This window comes from Aeromicrobium sp. UC242_57, from assembly GCF_044452305.1.
Lineage (GTDB): Bacteria > Actinomycetota > Actinomycetes > Propionibacteriales > Nocardioidaceae > Aeromicrobium.
In genome coordinates, this window is sequence record NZ_JBIOAM010000005.1 from 866025 (window position 1) to 880807 (window position 14783).

At 68.1% G+C, this 14783-nt stretch carries 14 protein-coding genes and 2 pseudogenes; 5 read left to right on the forward strand and 11 right to left on the reverse strand.

Features of this window, described 5'->3' with window-relative positions:
* Positions 1-4: 4 nt before the first annotated feature.
* Positions 5-1363 (reverse strand): MATE family efflux transporter, encoded by a 1359-nt coding sequence (locus ACHMWU_RS26955; protein ID WP_396048594.1) that lies wholly within the window; start codon positions 1361-1363, stop codon positions 5-7.
* 441 nt (positions 1364-1804) lie between these two features.
* Here ACHMWU_RS26955 and dnaB point away from each other — a divergent pair.
* Positions 1805-3145: pseudogene (gene dnaB, locus ACHMWU_RS26960) on the forward strand (replicative DNA helicase).
* Between the two features lie 14 nt (positions 3146-3159).
* Here the strand turns inward: dnaB and ACHMWU_RS26965 are convergent.
* The 6 genes from ACHMWU_RS26965 to ACHMWU_RS26990 form a co-directional block, all read right to left on the reverse strand.
* Complete coding sequence (locus tag ACHMWU_RS26965) at positions 3160-3459, reverse strand: hypothetical protein (RefSeq protein ID WP_396048595.1); 300 nt, start codon at positions 3457-3459, stop codon at positions 3160-3162.
* A 63-nt stretch (positions 3460-3522) separates the two neighbouring features.
* Complete coding sequence (locus ACHMWU_RS26970) at positions 3523-3939, reverse strand: MerR family transcriptional regulator (protein ID WP_396048596.1); 417 nt, start codon at positions 3937-3939, stop codon at positions 3523-3525.
* An 18-nt stretch (positions 3940-3957) separates the two neighbouring features.
* A complete protein-coding gene (locus ACHMWU_RS26975) occupies positions 3958-4530 on the reverse strand; it encodes an MFS transporter (protein ID WP_396048597.1) in 573 nt (190 codons plus the stop codon).
* Positions 4531-4556: 26 nt separating this feature from the next.
* Complete coding sequence (locus tag ACHMWU_RS26980; protein ID WP_396048599.1) at positions 4557-5177, reverse strand: MFS transporter; 621 nt, start codon at positions 5175-5177, stop codon at positions 4557-4559.
* Between the two features lie 48 nt (positions 5178-5225).
* A complete protein-coding gene (locus tag ACHMWU_RS26985) occupies positions 5226-5762 on the reverse strand; it encodes a hypothetical protein (protein ID WP_396048600.1) in 537 nt (178 codons plus the stop codon).
* Positions 5737-6723 carry a hypothetical protein gene (locus ACHMWU_RS26990; protein ID WP_396048601.1) on the reverse strand — a complete coding sequence of 329 codons (987 nt, stop codon included), beginning with the start codon at positions 6721-6723 and terminating at the stop codon, positions 5737-5739. Before ACHMWU_RS26990 ends, ACHMWU_RS26985 begins: the two co-directional genes overlap by 26 nt.
* A gap of 104 nt (positions 6724-6827) precedes the next feature.
* Here ACHMWU_RS26990 and ACHMWU_RS26995 point away from each other — a divergent pair, with 104 nt between their 5' ends.
* The 3 genes from ACHMWU_RS26995 to ACHMWU_RS27005 are packed head-to-tail and all read left to right on the forward strand — an operon-like array spanning position 6828 to position 8766.
* Positions 6828-7391 carry a DedA family protein gene (locus ACHMWU_RS26995; protein ID WP_396048602.1) on the forward strand — a complete coding sequence of 188 codons (564 nt, stop codon included), beginning with the start codon at positions 6828-6830 and terminating at the stop codon, positions 7389-7391.
* The gene (locus ACHMWU_RS27000; protein ID WP_396048603.1) at positions 7388-8173 is read left to right on the forward strand and encodes a hypothetical protein; all 786 of its coding nucleotides are present in this window, start codon (positions 7388-7390) and stop codon (positions 8171-8173) included. Before ACHMWU_RS26995 ends, ACHMWU_RS27000 begins: the two co-directional genes overlap by 4 nt.
* 38 nt (positions 8174-8211) lie before the next feature.
* Positions 8212-8766: a hypothetical protein gene (locus ACHMWU_RS27005; RefSeq protein ID WP_396048604.1), complete on the forward strand. Its 555-nt coding sequence runs from the start codon at positions 8212-8214 to the stop codon at positions 8764-8766.
* Here ACHMWU_RS27005 and ACHMWU_RS27010 read toward each other — a convergent pair.
* From ACHMWU_RS27010 to ACHMWU_RS27020, 3 genes are read right to left on the reverse strand one after another with little or no spacing between them, the layout of a single operon-like run.
* A complete protein-coding gene (locus tag ACHMWU_RS27010) occupies positions 8727-10772 on the reverse strand; it encodes an ABC transporter ATP-binding protein (protein WP_396048605.1) in 2046 nt (681 codons plus the stop codon). The two genes, ACHMWU_RS27005 and ACHMWU_RS27010, sit on opposite strands and share 40 nt — an antisense overlap.
* Positions 10723-11079, reverse strand: coding sequence for a YbaY family lipoprotein (locus tag ACHMWU_RS27015; RefSeq protein WP_396048606.1), 357 nt, complete (start codon positions 11077-11079; stop codon positions 10723-10725). Before ACHMWU_RS27015 ends, ACHMWU_RS27010 begins: the two co-directional genes overlap by 50 nt.
* On the reverse strand, positions 11069-11923 hold the full coding sequence (locus ACHMWU_RS27020) for an SDR family oxidoreductase (RefSeq protein WP_396048607.1): 855 nt from the start codon (positions 11921-11923) through the stop codon (positions 11069-11071). Before ACHMWU_RS27020 ends, ACHMWU_RS27015 begins: the two co-directional genes overlap by 11 nt.
* Positions 11924-12003: 80 nt before the next feature.
* Between ACHMWU_RS27020 and ACHMWU_RS27025 the strand changes: the two genes are divergently transcribed.
* Positions 12004-12984: an NAD-dependent epimerase/dehydratase family protein gene (locus ACHMWU_RS27025; RefSeq protein ID WP_396048608.1), complete on the forward strand. Its 981-nt coding sequence runs from the start codon at positions 12004-12006 to the stop codon at positions 12982-12984.
* Positions 12985-13925: 941 nt separating this feature from the next.
* On the opposite strand, the pseudogene ACHMWU_RS27030 reads toward ACHMWU_RS27025, so the two are convergent.
* Positions 13926-14585 (reverse strand): annotated as a pseudogene (locus ACHMWU_RS27030) (RNA polymerase sigma factor); the annotation flags it as partial.
* Positions 14586-14783: the final 198 nt, after the last annotated feature.

A 14783-nucleotide genomic window follows, 5' to 3' on the forward strand; every position in this document is an offset into this window, starting at 1 on the left:
GATCTCAGTCTGACGTGCTGGTCGCGCCGAGGACCATCCAGGCATCCCCGCGCTGGCGGTGCCACAGGGTGGCCAGCCTGGCCGCGATGAATCCTCCGTACGCGACCCACAACCAGGTGAATCCGGCGTGAGTCCAGCCGACGGCTAGTGCGAGCGGCGCATAGGCGGCGAGCACGAAGAGTCCGGCAACCGCGAGGTAGACGCCGTCGCCGGCACCGATCAGCACGCCGTCGAGCACGAACACGATGCCGGACAGGGGCTGGATCGCGGCCACGACCACGAGGGCGGGGACCAGCGCGTCCCGCACGGCAGGATCAGTCGTGAACAGGTGCGAGACCCAGGGGGATACGGCGGCGAGAGCCGCACCGGCGAGCAGCCCGGTCCACAGCCCCCACCAGATCATCCGGCGGGTGAGTGCACGCGTCGTGGTGGCGTCACCTGCGCCGAGGGCATGGCCGGTGAGGGTCTGGCCGGCGATCGCGATGGCGTCGAGCGCGAAGGCGAGGAACAGCACGATCGTCCCGGCCACCTGGTGGGCTGCCAACGACGCGTCTCCCAGGTCGGCGGCGACCAGGGTGCCGAGAATGATCGACGCCCGCAGCGTGGCCGTGCGGACCAGGAGCGGGACGCCTTGACGAGCGGCGTCGAGGATCTCACCGATCCGCGGTCGTGTCGACGCACGGGCCTGTCGCGAACGACGCACGATCACGGTGGCGAGCCAGATCGCCGCCCACCACTGCGCGACGACCGTCCCGGCTGCGGCCCCACGCACTCCCCAGTCGAAGCCGTAGACGAACAGGACGTTGAGAACGACGTTCGCGATGTTGGCCACGATCATGGCGTGCAGCGGCGTGCGGAGGTCGAGGCTTCCGCGCAGCGCACCGGTTGCGGCGAGGATCACGAGCATGGCCGGTATCGCGAGCGTGGACACCAGGAGGTAGTCGCGGGCGAATCCTGCGACGGGTGTCGAGCTCGACAGCGCCTGTGCCAGGGATCCGCTGCTCACCGCCAGCAGCAGTCCGAGCAGGATGCCGAGCCCGGTCGCGAGCCACAGGCTGCTGATGGCGAGGGCGTAGGCGCCTCGACTGTCACCGGCCCCGTGGTGCCGCGCGACGGACGCGGTGCTTCCGTAGGCCAGGAACACGCACAGTCCCACGACGGTCGACAGGACGACCGATGCCGCCGCGAGACCGCCGAGCTCGGGGGTGCCGAGATGGCCGATGATCGCGGTGTCCGCGAGCAGCATCAGCGGCTCGGTGATGAGGGCGAAGAAGGCCGGCACTGCGACGGCGAGGATCTGGCGGTCGAACGGGCTCTGGAGCGTCGTGCAAAGCCTCGTGCGAAGTGCCTTGAACAGTGCCATCGAGGCCTTCCGGAAAGTGACTATTGGGTGACGTGGGAACAAAGTGACGGGTTTTGTCGACAAGTCTATGAACAGGCACCCGTGGATAGGTGGGCGGCCGAAGAAACTTTGTCTCCACACGAAAAAACTTGTATTTCAGCAGGTCAGACACCACTTGCTGGCAAAAGAAACTTCTTGTCCACAAGTTCATCCACTGGCTGTGCACACCGCTGGCGGCGTTTTCCACAGGTGCCGGGCAGTTGCGCACAGCCCCTGTGGGTAGCCCGGCTTTCACCTCAGGTTCAGGAGGCCTAAGGTGACGGGTCGGCAGTTGTGTCAGCGCCGATGTCTAAGGTGAATCGTGACGACAGAAGGGGCTCATCTGTGAGTGTGACGGACCTCTACGAGTCGGGCCCCGGGCCCGGTGACGATCCCAGCTCGGGACGAGTTCCGCCACAAGACATGGCAGCTGAGCAGAGCGTTCTCGGCGCGATGCTGATCAGCAAGAATGCGATCGACCCCGCGGCCGACATCGTGCAGGGGCGTGACTTCTACCGGCCTGCCCACGAGCTGATCTTCGACATGATCACCGATCTGGCCAACCGCGGTGAACCGGCCGATGCCATCACCGTCGCGGCCGGCTGACCCGGCGCGGTGAGATCGGACGCATCGGCGGGGCGCCCTACCTGCACGATCTGGTCCAGGCTGTTCCGATCGCGTCCAATGTCGACTTCTACGCCGAGATCGTCCGCGAGAAGGCCATCTTGCGTCGCCTCGTCGAGGTCGGCCAGCGCATCGCGCAGCTCGGCCAGGCCGGTGAGGGCGAGGTCGCTGAGATCGTCGACCGGGCCCAGGCCGAGGTGCTCGACGTCGACGGCACGAGCCAGGCCGATGACTACCGCCTGGTCTCCGAGCTGATGCCACTCACGATCGACGAGATCGAAGAGATCCAGGGCCGTGACGGCAGCATGTCGGGTGTCCCGTCCGGCTTCCCCCGACCTCGACAAGTTCACGACGGGCTTCAAGGCCGGTCAGATGATCGTCGTCGCGGCCAGGCCGGGTGTCGGCAAGTCGACCCTGGGCCTCGACTTCGTCCGGTCCGCCGCGATCCGCCACCAGATCCCGTGCGCGATCTTCTCGCTCGAGATGACCGGCGCCGAGATCGCGATGCGCATGCTCTCGGCCGAAGCCCGGGTCAGCATCGGCCACATGCGTGGCGGCGGCATGCACCAGCGTGACTGGGATGCCATCACCAAGGCGATGCCTCGCGTCAACAGCGCGCCGATCATCATCGACGACAGCCCCAACATGACGATGCCCGAGATCCGCTCGAAGGCGCGGCGCATCAAGAAGCAGCACGGTCTGGGCTTCGTGGTCCTCGACTACCTGCAGCCGATGACGTCGGGCAAGCGGGTCGAGAGCCGCCAGGTCGAGGTCTCGGAGTTCTCCCGAAACATCAAGCTGCTGGCCAAAGAGCTCGAAGTCCCGGTGGTGGCGATCAGCCAGCTCAACCGTGGTTCGGAGCAGCGCACCGACAAGACGCCGCAGATCTCCGATCTGCGTGAATCCGGTTCGATCGAGCAGGATGCCGACATCGTGCTGCTGCTCAACCGTCCCGATGCGACGGGCGCAGGTGAGTCCGAACGTCCCGGTGAGGCCGACATCATCATCGCCAAGAACCGTTCTGGACCCACCAACAAGATCGCGGTCAGCTTCCAGGGCCACTACTCGCGCTTCACGCCGATGGCTCGCGACGCCGAGCCACCTCCGGGCGCTCCCGCGGCCGGCGACTTCTTCGGCTGACGACTGCGAGCAGGCTACTGCTCGGGCTCCATCGCGGGGTGGTGCAGCCCGCGATCGCGCAGACGGTCCAGGATCAGCTCGCTCAGCCTGATCCAGGCCGGCTTGTGGTCCCACTGGGCGTCGAGCAGGGCATTGGCGGCGGGATCGTCCAGACCTTGGTCGAAGTACCAGGCATCAAGGGTCGAGTCCCACCGCGAGGCCATCCAGTCGACGGTGTCATCGGCCAGGCGGGAGATCTCGGGCGACTCAGGATCGGCGTCGACGTGCTGGAACATCCGCACCATGAGGTCGAGGTACTCCGGGTCACCGAACATGGAGTCGCCGAGCTTGTCCAGCCAGGCCTCGATCGGTGCGGTGTACAGCGCATGCGACAGGATTCACGAGTCCCGGTAGTGGTCCACGACGACTGGGTCGAGCCCGAGTCGACGAAGCTGCTCGATGAATCGCACGATGACGTCGGGCAGAGTCAGCGCATCTCCGGCGCGCAGCCGCTTCAGCCGGGCCCGATCATCTTTCAGCTGGCGGATGCGGTGACCGAGATCTGTGTCGATCTGCGTCAATGCGGCGGCGAAGTCGTCCTCAGATGCCTCGAGCAGGTCGTGGATGCGGGCCAGGGGAACCCCGGCAGACGCCAGGGCGACGATGCGCGACAGGCGCAAGATCGCGTCAGCGTCGTACAAGCGATAGCCGGCGGGAGTCCGCTCAGGCTCTGGCAGCAGGCCGCGCTGGTGGTAGAACCGCACGGTCCGGGTCGACACGCCGACGTAGGACGCGAGCTCTCCGATCCGCAGCATGCCCACCATCGTGCCGGATCACTCCGGAACTGTGAGCGACTCCGCAACCGGCGGCACCGGCGCCGTGAGTTCTCGGGCCCCGCGACTGGCGATCGCGAACACCGCGACGGCCGACCATCCCGCAGCGACCAGCACTGCGCCAAGACCGAGATTACCGCCGAGCAGCACCAGCGACATGAGGCCGAGTCCCAGCGGACCGGCGACGAGGCTTCCAGCGTTGAGCCACCCGAGCACCCGGCCTCGCACGTCATCGGGCACCTGGTCGGCGACATACACGTTCCAGATGGGTCCGAACAGGCCGGACCCTGTCCCCATCACGACCATCCCGGTCAGGATGAGCCAGAAGCTGCCCAAGGGAGCGAACAGCCACATGCCACCCGACATCGCGAGGATGCCCGCGACGTACGCGGTGCGACGCGACCGCTTGGCCAGCACGGCGAAGAGCACCGATCCGACGAGGGTGCCCACCGCGAACCCGGACATCGTCAGACCGAACTGGTCGGGCTCGCCGATCAGGTTGAAATGACCAGGCATGAGCAGGCTGATCATGGGCAGTGTCACCAGGCTGGCGGCGAAGGCGATGACGAGCATCGCACGAAGAGCGGGCGTGCGACGGATCAGCCGAGGCTGCCGCCCGGAGTTGGCGGCCCGTGGTCGAACGACTGGCCCATGACCGGGACGAGCGCCGTGGCCAGAGCAGCGCCGCCCGAACAGGCAGCAGTGACCCACACGACGTCGATCGGGTCCATGACGCTCAGCAGGACGCCCGCGATGCCCGGCCCGGCGAGAAAGGCGAGCGAGAACCCGGCCTGGAACAGCCCGGCGACCTTCTCGACCGAGGTGCCCGACACCGACGAGACCCCGGCGAGCATGGCTTGGCGAGCCGTCATGCCGGGAACGTCGAAGACTGCGCCAGCGGCACCGAGCACCATGAACCACGGGACGGACAGCCCCACGGTGTAGTGGACCACGACGAGCCCCAGCACCGCGGTCGCGCTGCCGACGTCGGCCACCACAGCAACGTTGCGGGCGCCGAACCGGTCGATGAGGCGGCCGCCGGCGAACGTTGCCGGCACCGCTGCGAGACCCGCCACGGCGGCGATGACCCCCGCCGACGACAGGCTGCCGGTCGTCGTCAGGACCAGCCAGGGCAGCACGATCCCGATGGCCGAGTTGCCGAACAGGGAGAGCGAGGCACCGCCGATGTAGAGCGGGACGGCAGAGGACGAGCGAGACATGGAAACATCGTGCAACCTTGACCATGCGTCAAGGTCAAGCCCGCGATGTCACTGATACGTGATCAGGTCGGGGCGCGGTCGGACCTGGCGCCAGGTCTGCGGCACCGACAGCATCGGCTCGTCCTCGTCGACGAAGTTCTTCCACCCCCAGCCGTCGACGGGCGGTGCGTTCTTCCGCAGCACCGACCAGGTGCCCTGCTTGGCCCCTTGGGGCCCGGAGCCGTCGACGTGGATCACGGTCGCCAGCTCGGCGTGGCCGGTGTCGAGCCGCTTGCGGTCCTTGATCATCGATGTCGAGAACTGGTGCACCACGAACAGCTTTTGGGGAAGGTGCTTGGTACGGGTCAGGGCCGCCAGCCAGGACGCGGTGCGGTTGATCTCCGAGGCCTTGACCGAGCCGATCTGTCGCAGGTGCTTCTGCTTCGGCTTGAGTCGCCACTCTGGATCGAGAGCGAGTCCGACGTGTGGCCGGGCGAGCAGCGAGCGGTAGAGCTTGGCCTGGGTGAGGAAGTCCGTTCGACCCGGCTGCAGGTCGAGGATCACGTACACGCCAGCCTTCTCAGCGGCATCGACCAGCGGCTTCAAGGTCTTGACGGACGCCTCGGTCGAGTAGTTCTTGTCCTTGCCCGCTCCCGCGGAGGCGACCGTCGCGATGATCTCGAACGTCGGGGACGAACTCGGGCTTGCTGACCCGGCGGTACTTGGCGGCGAGGCGTTCGACTCGCTTGATCGAAGCGCGCACCCCCTGCTCGCCGAGCACTCCGAGCTGCGGCGCACCGGGATGGCCGTACATCGCGGTGTAGTGCTTGCCGGGCAAGGCCAGGAGGCCGCCGGTCGGTTGCTCGATCTGGCGACGGACGATGTCGAGGGAGTAGGCGAACCCCTGGACGAATGGTCGGCCCAGCGCGATGACGGGCGTGGTGGCCCGGTCTCGCAGCTGCCGCGCCACGGCGGGGGAGGTTCGGGGATCCGCATCGGGTATTTCGATCACGGTCGCCCCCGCGTTCGTCGCCGTCGCGACGGCTGCGGCATTGGCCTTGAGCGATCGGGTCACGACGATGAGGTCGGCGGGCTGGACGGCCGGTCCGGGCGTCAGCGTCGCTACCTCGGCGGCGGCGCGGTCAGGTTCGAGGGGAACTGCCCGTGCGCCCGCCACGGCGCGAGTTCGACCGAAGGCCAGCACGGTCGTCGCCTTGAGCCGGCGCAGCTCCGCGGGTGCCGATGCGTCGTCGACCAGCACGGGCACGCGCAGCGTCTTGGCGGACTCGATGGCGATGCTCTGCGCGACACCTCCGCGTCGGTCGACCAGCACCGCGACGGGCGAGGTCGGGAAGAGCCGTTCCGAGATGGCCGACGCGGACCGTGCCGGGGTCGTCGAGTCGATCACGTCGACCGCCTTGGCCGGGGTGCGCGCTGCGGGCGCTTCTGCAGCGCGGTCGACGATCGTCTCGTCGTCGCGACCGGCCAGTGCGAGGACCGCAACGAGGGTCACAGCCCCCAGACAGCCGACGGCGACGAACGGATTGATCCTGGCGGATACGCTCACTCCCGTGACCTTACTGACCACCCTCACAGCTCAAGCCGCCAACGCCCCCGACTCGGGGCTTGCGGGCTGGGTCGTCGACCTGATGGACAAGCTCGGTCTGGTCGGTGCCGCGCTGGCGGTCGGCATGGACAACATCTTTCCCGCCGATCCCCAGCGAGATCATCCTGCCGTTGGCCGGTTTCGCTGCGAGTCAAGGAACGTTCAGCCTGACCGGCGCGCTGATCGCGACGACGGTCGGCTCAGTCGCAGGCGCCGTGCTCCTGTACTGGCTCGGTGCGATCTTCGGTCGCGATCGGGCGGTCCTGGTCTTCGAGAAGGTGCCGCTGCTCAAGGTCAGCGACTTGGAGAAGACCGAGGCGTGGTTCGCCAAGCACGGCGGCAAGGCGGTGTTCTTCGGCCGCATGGTGCCGATCTTCCGGAGCCTGATCTCGTTGCCGGCCGGGGTGGAGAAGATGAACTTCGCGCTGTTCTTCGCGCTGACGACGCTCGGCAGCCTGATATGGAACTCGATCTTCGTCATCGCTGGCTACCGGCTCGGCGAGAACTGGGACAAGGTCGAGCCGTACGCCGACGTGTTCCAAAAGCTCGTGATCGTGGCCGTGCTGCTGGTCATCGCGGTCTTCGTCGTCGTGCGCGTGCGCGAGCTGCGCCGCCCTGGTGCCGTATGAGCGTCCGCTGGAAGGCCACGGCCCTCGCGGTGACTGCGCTGCTGACCGTGGTGGGGTGCACGTCGTCGGACGACGAGCCGAAGGCCGACCCGACGCCGACCGCCACCGACGAGGTCGTCGACGAGTCGTTGGACGAGAACGCCGGCTGCGAGCTGCTAGATGCTGACGATCGCGCTGCGCTGCTGGGCAGCAACTTGAATGCCGTGGCGGCGGCGGACGCCCGCGAAGGTGCCGTCCAGTGCCGTTGGGCCAGCGACAAGGGCCTGATCCAGGTCACCGACCTGGCCGCTGAGGCCTGGGCCAAGACCTTGCCCGAGATCGTCGCCCAGATGGAGCAGTCGGCCGAGGTGCAGGACGCTGATGGCAAGGCCCAGCTGGCGAAGGCCAAGAAGCTCCTCTCAGGGGCTGACTCGTTCACGGGCAAGCAGGCTTGCGAGGCGTTCACGACGCTGGCCGAGATCGGTGGCGACAAGCCCGGGACCACCACGACCCTGTCGTACCTGCCGATCAGCGAGGAGGCCGTCGGCATCTCGGCCCAGACCTGTTCGAGCGGTCGGTTGACCTCGTTGGTGTTCTCGACGCCGAAGCTGCAAGGAGTCGAAGGCGTACGAGCGAAAAGTGGCCGCAGCACTCAAAGCCGCACACGCGCGAGCAGTCGCTCGGCAGTAGGCTGGCCCCGTCGTTGCAGGACGGACTCGGGAGGCCCACATGCGTCGTCGCCTTGCCAGTATCGCCGTGCTCGTCGCGGTGACGACCGCTGCGTGCGGAGGATCGGACTCTGACAACACGGGCAGCTCCAGCACTGCCGCGGCAGGCGTCGATGTCTGCAAGCTGCTCGACAGAGCCGGCGCGGCGCGATCTTGCCGGCACCACGGTCAACACCCGGGTGGACGTCGAGGGTGCCACGGCAGACTACTCGTGCCGGTTCGGCACCGAGCCCAACCTGGCACGGGGGCCGCTCGTGCAGGTGCAGTCACTGCCCGCCGAACGCTGGGCGAGCGAGGTGCCGAAGTTGATCGACCAGCTGCGCAGCAGTGGCAACCCGTTGGCCACGACCCAGAAGGACAAGCTCGACGCCGCGCTGCGTCTGGTGGGCGACGGCACCGACGTCGATCCGGCGATCGCCTGCGACATCTTCGTCAACGTCGCGGCCGCCAATGGAGCGACCGACGACGCGTCGCGGGTGGTCAGCGTGGTCGAGGTGTCGCCGGGCGTCTCGGCCGTCAGCGCTCAGACCTGCACGGACCAACGCGTGACGTCGGTGGTGCTGAGCGGGCCCGACGTCGCCGGGTCGCCCGCTGAGCAGGATGCCGCCCTGACAGCGCTCGACCTCGCTCACGAGGCGGCCGTCCAGGGCACCAGCGACGTCGACTGACCCGCTAGAGCGAGACGTCGGCGCGTCGCTCGTCGTCGCGGGGCCGGTCGCAGAACGTGGACCCGTTGACGAACCGCACCCCGTCGGTGAACCTGGCCTCGATCTGGCCGGCGCCGAACTGCTCGACGTACAGCCGCGAGTAGAGCCCACCGAGGCTCGAGCAGCTCGTCGTGCGTGCCCTGCTCGACCAGGTGACCGTCCTCGAGGCCGAAGATGACGTCGGCGTTGTGGATCGTCGACAGGCGGTGCGCGATCGCGATGGTCGTGCGGTTGTGGGTGGCGCGCTCCAACGCATCCTGCACGAGCCGCTCGGTCTCGGTGTCGAGAGCCGAGGTGGCCTCGTCGAGGATCAGGATCCGCGGGTCCATCAGCAGCACCCGTGCGATTGCCAGACGCTGCTTCTCACCGCCGCTGAGCCGGTAGCCCCGCTCGCCCGTGATGGTCTCGTAGCCTTCGGCGAACGACAGGATGCGGTCGTGGATGTTGGCATCGCGCGCCGCCTGCTCGATCTCGTCGGCGGTGGCATCGGGCTTGGCGTAGGCGATGTTGTCGCGGATCGAGCCGTGGAAGAGGTACGGCTCCTGCGTCACCATGCCGACGGCCTCGGCGAGCGAGCCCATCGTGAGGTCACGGACGTCGGTGCCGTCGATCAGCACGCTGCCCTCGTTGACGTCGTAGAAGCGGGGCACGAGGTACGTCATGGTGGTCTTGCCAGAACCCGATGGCCCGACGATTGCCGCGAGCTGGCCGGGCTTGACGGTCAGCGAGATGTTCTCGAGCGCCCAGCTCGGCTCGGGGGCCGGACTGACTCGGTCGATCCGTACGCCTGAGTCGCCGAACCGGTCGTGGTTGACGGTGCCGCTGAGGGCACGGGGCTCGGGATACCGGAAGAACACGTTGCGGAACTCGATCTCGCCGCGCACGTTCTCGGTGTCGAGGGCGACCGCCCCCGGCCGTTCGGTGATCGCCGGCTTGAGGTCGAGGTACTCGAACAGCCGACGGAACAGCGCCAGGGAGGTCTGGACGTCGAGCGTGACCCGCATGAGCTGCAGCAGCGGCATCTGCAACCGGGCTTGCAGCGTCGTGAAGGCGACGAGGGTTCCGGCGGTCAGCCCCGTGCCGCCGTCGATCATGTACCCGGCGACCAGGTAGATGATCGCTGGCGTGATGGCGAAGAAGGTCTGCACCGTGGCGAAGAAGGCCCGACCGGTCATGGCCTGCTCGACCTGCAGACGGGTCTGGTTGCGGTTGGCCTCGCGGTAGCGGGCGACTTCGGAGTCGGCGCGGTTGAACACCTTGGACAGCAGGATGCCCGAGACGCTGAGCGCCTCCTCGGTGATCGCGGTCATCTCTGACAGCGACTCCTGGGTCTTGCGGGCGAGCCGCTGGCGGCGCTTGCCGACCTGCAGCTGGATGTACACGAACAGCGGCATCACGACGAGCGTCAGCAGGGTCAGCTGCCACGACAGGATCAGCATCGACACGAAGGCCGCAGCGACCGTGACGCTGTTCTGCAGGATCGAGGTCGCGGTGTCGGTGAGCACCGTGCGGACCCCTGCGACGTCATTGGCCAGACGGGACTGGATCGCTCCGGTCTTGGTCGCCGTGAAGAAGGCGAGCTCCATCTTCTGCAGGTGGGCGAACAGGTCGCTGCGAAGATCGGCCATCGCCGAGTTGCCGATCGTGGACGTCAACCAGTTCTGGCCGATGCCGATCAGGGCTGTCACGATCGGGATGACGCACATGCCGGCGACGAGCCAGGCCAGCAGGGGCAGGTCGACCCCGCCGCCGGGCGGGAACAGGGCCTTGTCGAAGGCGGCCTTGGTCAGGAACGGGACGACCGAGGTGAGGATCGCGGACGCCACGACGGCGACCGCCACGAAGATCATCTTGGTGCGGTAGGGCCTCAGCATGTGAGCGATGCGGCCCAGGATCGGGGCACCTCCGGCGCTGATCTCAGCGTCGGTGAGATGCGTGACGCTGGGTCCGCGATCGCCCCGGGGCATCAGTCCTCGATCTTGGTGAGGAGCACCTCGACCGAGTCGCCATCGACGGGCACGAGATCGGTGGTGCCCCAGACCCCGACCTCGGAGCGCAGCGCGGCCCAGATGAACAGCCGTCGGGATCGGCGATGAACTCGGGGTCGGCGCTCACCGTGAACTCGGTGGGGATGCCCGTGACGTCGACGGCCGTGCCGGCAAGCACCTCGCCCTCGGCGTCGACGAGCTTGATCGTGGCGATGGCGCCCGGCGGCAGGGCGATCCGCTCGCGGATCGTGACGGCGCCGGTGAGGGTGAGCAGCTCAGAAGACATGGACCAACCCTATGCCTGTTCGGCGACAGCTTCGTCGAAACGAGGTGGCGGGCCGCCCGAGCAGGCGACTGATGTCACCGTCGACGTGCTGGAGCTCGCCGTCGCGGATGGCTGTGTAGGTGCTGATCCACGCGTCCACCTGCCAGTCGGGTGCACCGTAGTGGGCGCGGCTGGCCCGGGCCTCGTCGATCGTCTCGTCGACGAAGAAGAACGGGCGTCCGGTGATCCGGTGCGCGATGGCGGCGACGTCCGACAGGGTCAGAGCCTCGGGTCCGGTCAGGTCGTAGGTCTGGAAGATGTGCTCGCGCGATTCAGCCAGCACGTGGGCGATGACCGCGCCGACGTCTCGCTGTGACACTGCGGCGACGCGGCCGGTGCCGGCCGGTCCGCGGATGACGCCCTGCTCGTCGGCGAACTGCACGAGGACCTCGGCGTAGAAGTTGTCGCGCAAGAAGGTCCAGTCGAGACCGGATGCGCGCAGGTAGTCCTCGGTGGCCCCGTGGTCGCGGGCCAGGGTGAAGCCGGAGGTCGCAGAGGCTCCCACGAACGACAGGTACACGACGTGGCGCACCCCGGCAGCGACGGCGGCGTCGATGAATGAGCGGTGCTGGTCGAGGCGGTCGGCGCTCTCGTGCGCCGACACCATGAACACCGTGTCGACACCGGACAGCGCCTCGACACAGGCGGGGTCGCCGTACGAGGCGGACCGCACGTCTGCGTGAGCCAGGCGAGGAGCCCGGGACGGATCGCGCACGAGGAGTCGCACGGGCACCTGCGCGTCGTCGAGCAGATGGGCGGCAATGCCTCCGACGGTGCCGGTGGAACCGGTCAATGCAATCGTCATGACGTGGTCAACAACCGCGCCGACGGTTTTATGTCGGTCGTCGGGACGCGCGATCGACGACATCGTGGTTGATTGGGCCTATGGCTTCGGTTCTGGTGCTGGGTGGGACCTCCTGGTTGGGAGGCTTGATCGCGCATGACGCTGTCGTCCGCGGACATGACGTCACGTGCCTGGCGAGAGGCGAGTCTGGTCACGCGCCAGCGAACGTGACGTTCGTGGAGGCTGACCGGTCCAGGCGCGGTGCCTATGACGATGTCCTCGACCGGCGTTGGGACCTGGTCATCGACGTGTCCCGGCAGCCGGGGCACGTGCGGTCGGCCGTCGAGGCGCTCGGCGGTGTGTCGTCGCACTGGACGTTCGTGTCGACCGGATCGGTGTACGCCGATCAGAGTGTTGCGTTGACCGAGGAGTCACCCGTGCTGGCGCCGCACCCGCACGACGACGCCGACCCCGAGCACTACGGCGAGGCCAAGGTCGCGTGCGAGCAGGCAGTCAGTGCGCTGCGGCATCACCTGATCGTCCGTGCCGGCTTGATCGGCGGTCCGGGCGATCCGTCCGACCGGTTGGGCTACTACGTGTCGAGGTTCGCGTCGGCCGGTGCCGATCCGGTGCTCGTGCCTGGCGACGTCGCCCAGCCCATGCAGGTCGTCGACGTGCGTGATCTCGCCGCCTTCGTCCTGCACGCCGCTGAGTCCGGCGCGACCGGAGTCGTGCACGGTGTGGGCGAGCAGACCACGGTCGGCGAGCTCGTGCGGAGGTCGGCCGAGGCCGCGGGATTCACCGGACGCTGCGTCGAGGCCGATCCGGGCTGGTTGCGGTCGCACCGCGTCGAGGAGTGGATGGGTCCACGGTCGCTGCCACTGTGGCTGCCGTTCAGCCACCGCGGGATGGGGATGATGGACGACCGCCGGGCGCTCGACCTCGGCCTGGCGCGCCGGCCCGTCGACTCGACCCTGCGCGATGTCCTCGTCGACGAGCGCACTCGAGGACTCGACCGTCCACGTCGCGCAGGTCTGACCAGGGCGGACGAGCTGAAGCTGCTGGCCGATCTTCGGACGTGAGCGAGCCGCGTGTCACGAGTGTACGAGACCGTCGCGTCGCCCGGCGTGGGATCGGTGTTGTCCGCCGCGCTGATCGAGGCGGTGAAGGCAGAGCCTGCCACCTGGTCGAGCAGCATGAAGCTGAGCGTTCCGTCGAAGGCATCGGCGAACGTGCAGGTGATCTGGACTGGTGTGTCGCCCGATGGTGCGGTGCAGTCGGCGCCGACGGGCGGGGCTGAGCCGAAGTTCCAGCCGCCGGCCGAGGTGACGTCGATGACGAGCGTCGACGGCCCGTCGGGGGAGGACACCACGAGGTCGAACGTCGTCCAGTCAACGCCTTCGGCGAGATTGGCCAGGCCGACGGCGAGGTCGTACGTCGTGCCCGTGGGCTCGGGTTCCGGTTCGGGCTCTGGTTCCGGCGATGGTTCTGGTGTCGGCTCCGGGCTGGGCCGCGGCGGCGGCTTCGACTCTGGTTCAGACGGCGGCTCGGCTTGCGGAGCGGGCGCGGCTGGCGGGACCACCGGGACGGGTTCGGGTCGAACCGGCAGCTCGGGCACAGGATCGGGCACGGGTGCCGCGGTCGGCGACTCGCTGCGCACACGTGGCTGCTCGACGGGAGTGCGAACAGGCCCGGCGTCGGCGAAGCCCTCCGAGGGTGTGCCGGGGTCCGATGGCCGGACCAGCATCACCGCGATGACCGCCGCTGCCGCGACGCCGGTCGCCAGGGTCGCGATCGCGCCCGCTGGCGACGACACCGCGGCAGCCAACCGGGTGCGTGTCCCGGCGATCGCTCGTCGCCCGGCTGACGATGACGTGCCGCGCGGACGGCTCTGGCTGGACCGCCCTCGGGCTCGACCGCCCCACCACGCCGCGCCGGATCCACCGAGGAGGGCCGGGACCAGCAGGGCAGGAAGATCGCTCGTGATGCCGCGCAGATCGGCCAGCACCAGTGCGCAGTCCCGACAGTCGTCGACGTGCTGCTCGACCGTCGCGGTGTCCCTGGGACCCAGCTGGCCGCGCGAGTAGGCCGCGAGCTTCTCGCGAACGCCTTGGCACACGGCGTCGTCGGTGGTCGAGATGTGCGCCGACAGGTAGGCCTGCCGCAGTCCCTCTCTGGCGCGGTAGGCGAGTGCTCCGACCGCTGCGGGAGTGATGCCGAGCAACCGGGCGACCTCCTCGCGGGGCTCGTCCTCGACGCTGGTGTGCCACAGGACGGTCTGCCAGCGTTCGGGCAGGCTCGAGAACGCCTGGGCGAGCAAGGAGGACTCCGACCGCAGATCGGTCTCGTCCTCGGCTGCCGCCTGGTTGCCCAGGGGCTCGTACTCGTCGACCCAGACGATCTTGTTGTCTCGCTGGCCCGTCTTGATGTGGGCATTGCGCACCGAGGTCATGAGGTAGGGACGGAACGCCACGTCTGGCCCTCGACCGTTGCGCAGGGCCGCAAGAACCCGGCTGAAGGCCTCGGCGGCGAGGTCGTCAGCCGCTGAGCGTCCGGCCAGCCGTGAGGCGAAGCGGCGCGCTGGCGCGTGATGGCGTTCGAACAGCTCAGTCGCGGCATCGTCATCACCGGCGCGGTAGCGCGTGATGAGCTCGGCGTCGCCGGCTTGGTCGTCGGTGTGCATTGATCCCTCCGCACATAAGACCCAAAGGAGTGTGTCCTGTGACGAAGGTTCAGCGAAATATTTTTGTGAATCTTTTGTGGGCTTGCGTGATGGATCGGCCGATCGAGGGTCCAACGGGTAGGCGGCTGGGAGGCCCGGGCGGGAGAACGCAGTGCAGATTCGAGGAAGAGGCCGTCCGGCCAAGGCACCAGCAGGTCG

Bases quoted from the DNA above. Each gene is read 5' to 3' on its own strand.
- ACHMWU_RS26955 (WP_396048594.1), bottom strand. From the start codon at position 1,363: ATGGCACTGTTCAAGGCACTTCGCACGAGGCTTTGCACGACGCTCCAG.
- ACHMWU_RS26965 (WP_396048595.1), bottom strand. From the start codon at position 3,459: ATGTTCGGTGACCCGGAGTACCTCGACCTCATGGTGCGGATGTTCCAG.
- ACHMWU_RS26970 (WP_396048596.1), bottom strand. From the start codon at position 3,939: ATGCTGCGGATCGGAGAGCTCGCGTCCTACGTCGGCGTGTCGACCCGG.
- ACHMWU_RS26975 (WP_396048597.1), bottom strand. From the start codon at position 4,530: ATGCTCGTCATCGCCTTCGCCGCCAGCCTGGTGACACTGCCCATGATC.
- ACHMWU_RS26980 (WP_396048599.1), bottom strand. From the start codon at position 5,177: ATGTCTCGCTCGTCCTCTGCCGTCCCGCTCTACATCGGCGGTGCCTCG.
- ACHMWU_RS27000 (WP_396048603.1), top strand. From the start codon at position 7,388: ATGAGCGTCCGCTGGAAGGCCACGGCCCTCGCGGTGACTGCGCTGCTG.
- ACHMWU_RS27005 (WP_396048604.1), top strand. From the start codon at position 8,212: ATGTCTGCAAGCTGCTCGACAGAGCCGGCGCGGCGCGATCTTGCCGGC.
- ACHMWU_RS27010 (WP_396048605.1), bottom strand. From the start codon at position 10,772: ATGCCCCGGGGCGATCGCGGACCCAGCGTCACGCATCTCACCGACGCT.
- ACHMWU_RS27015 (WP_396048606.1), bottom strand. From the start codon at position 11,079: ATGTCTTCTGAGCTGCTCACCCTCACCGGCGCCGTCACGATCCGCGAG.
- ACHMWU_RS27020 (WP_396048607.1), bottom strand. From the start codon at position 11,923: ATGACGATTGCATTGACCGGTTCCACCGGCACCGTCGGAGGCATTGCC.
- ACHMWU_RS27025 (WP_396048608.1), top strand. From the start codon at position 12,004: ATGGCTTCGGTTCTGGTGCTGGGTGGGACCTCCTGGTTGGGAGGCTTG.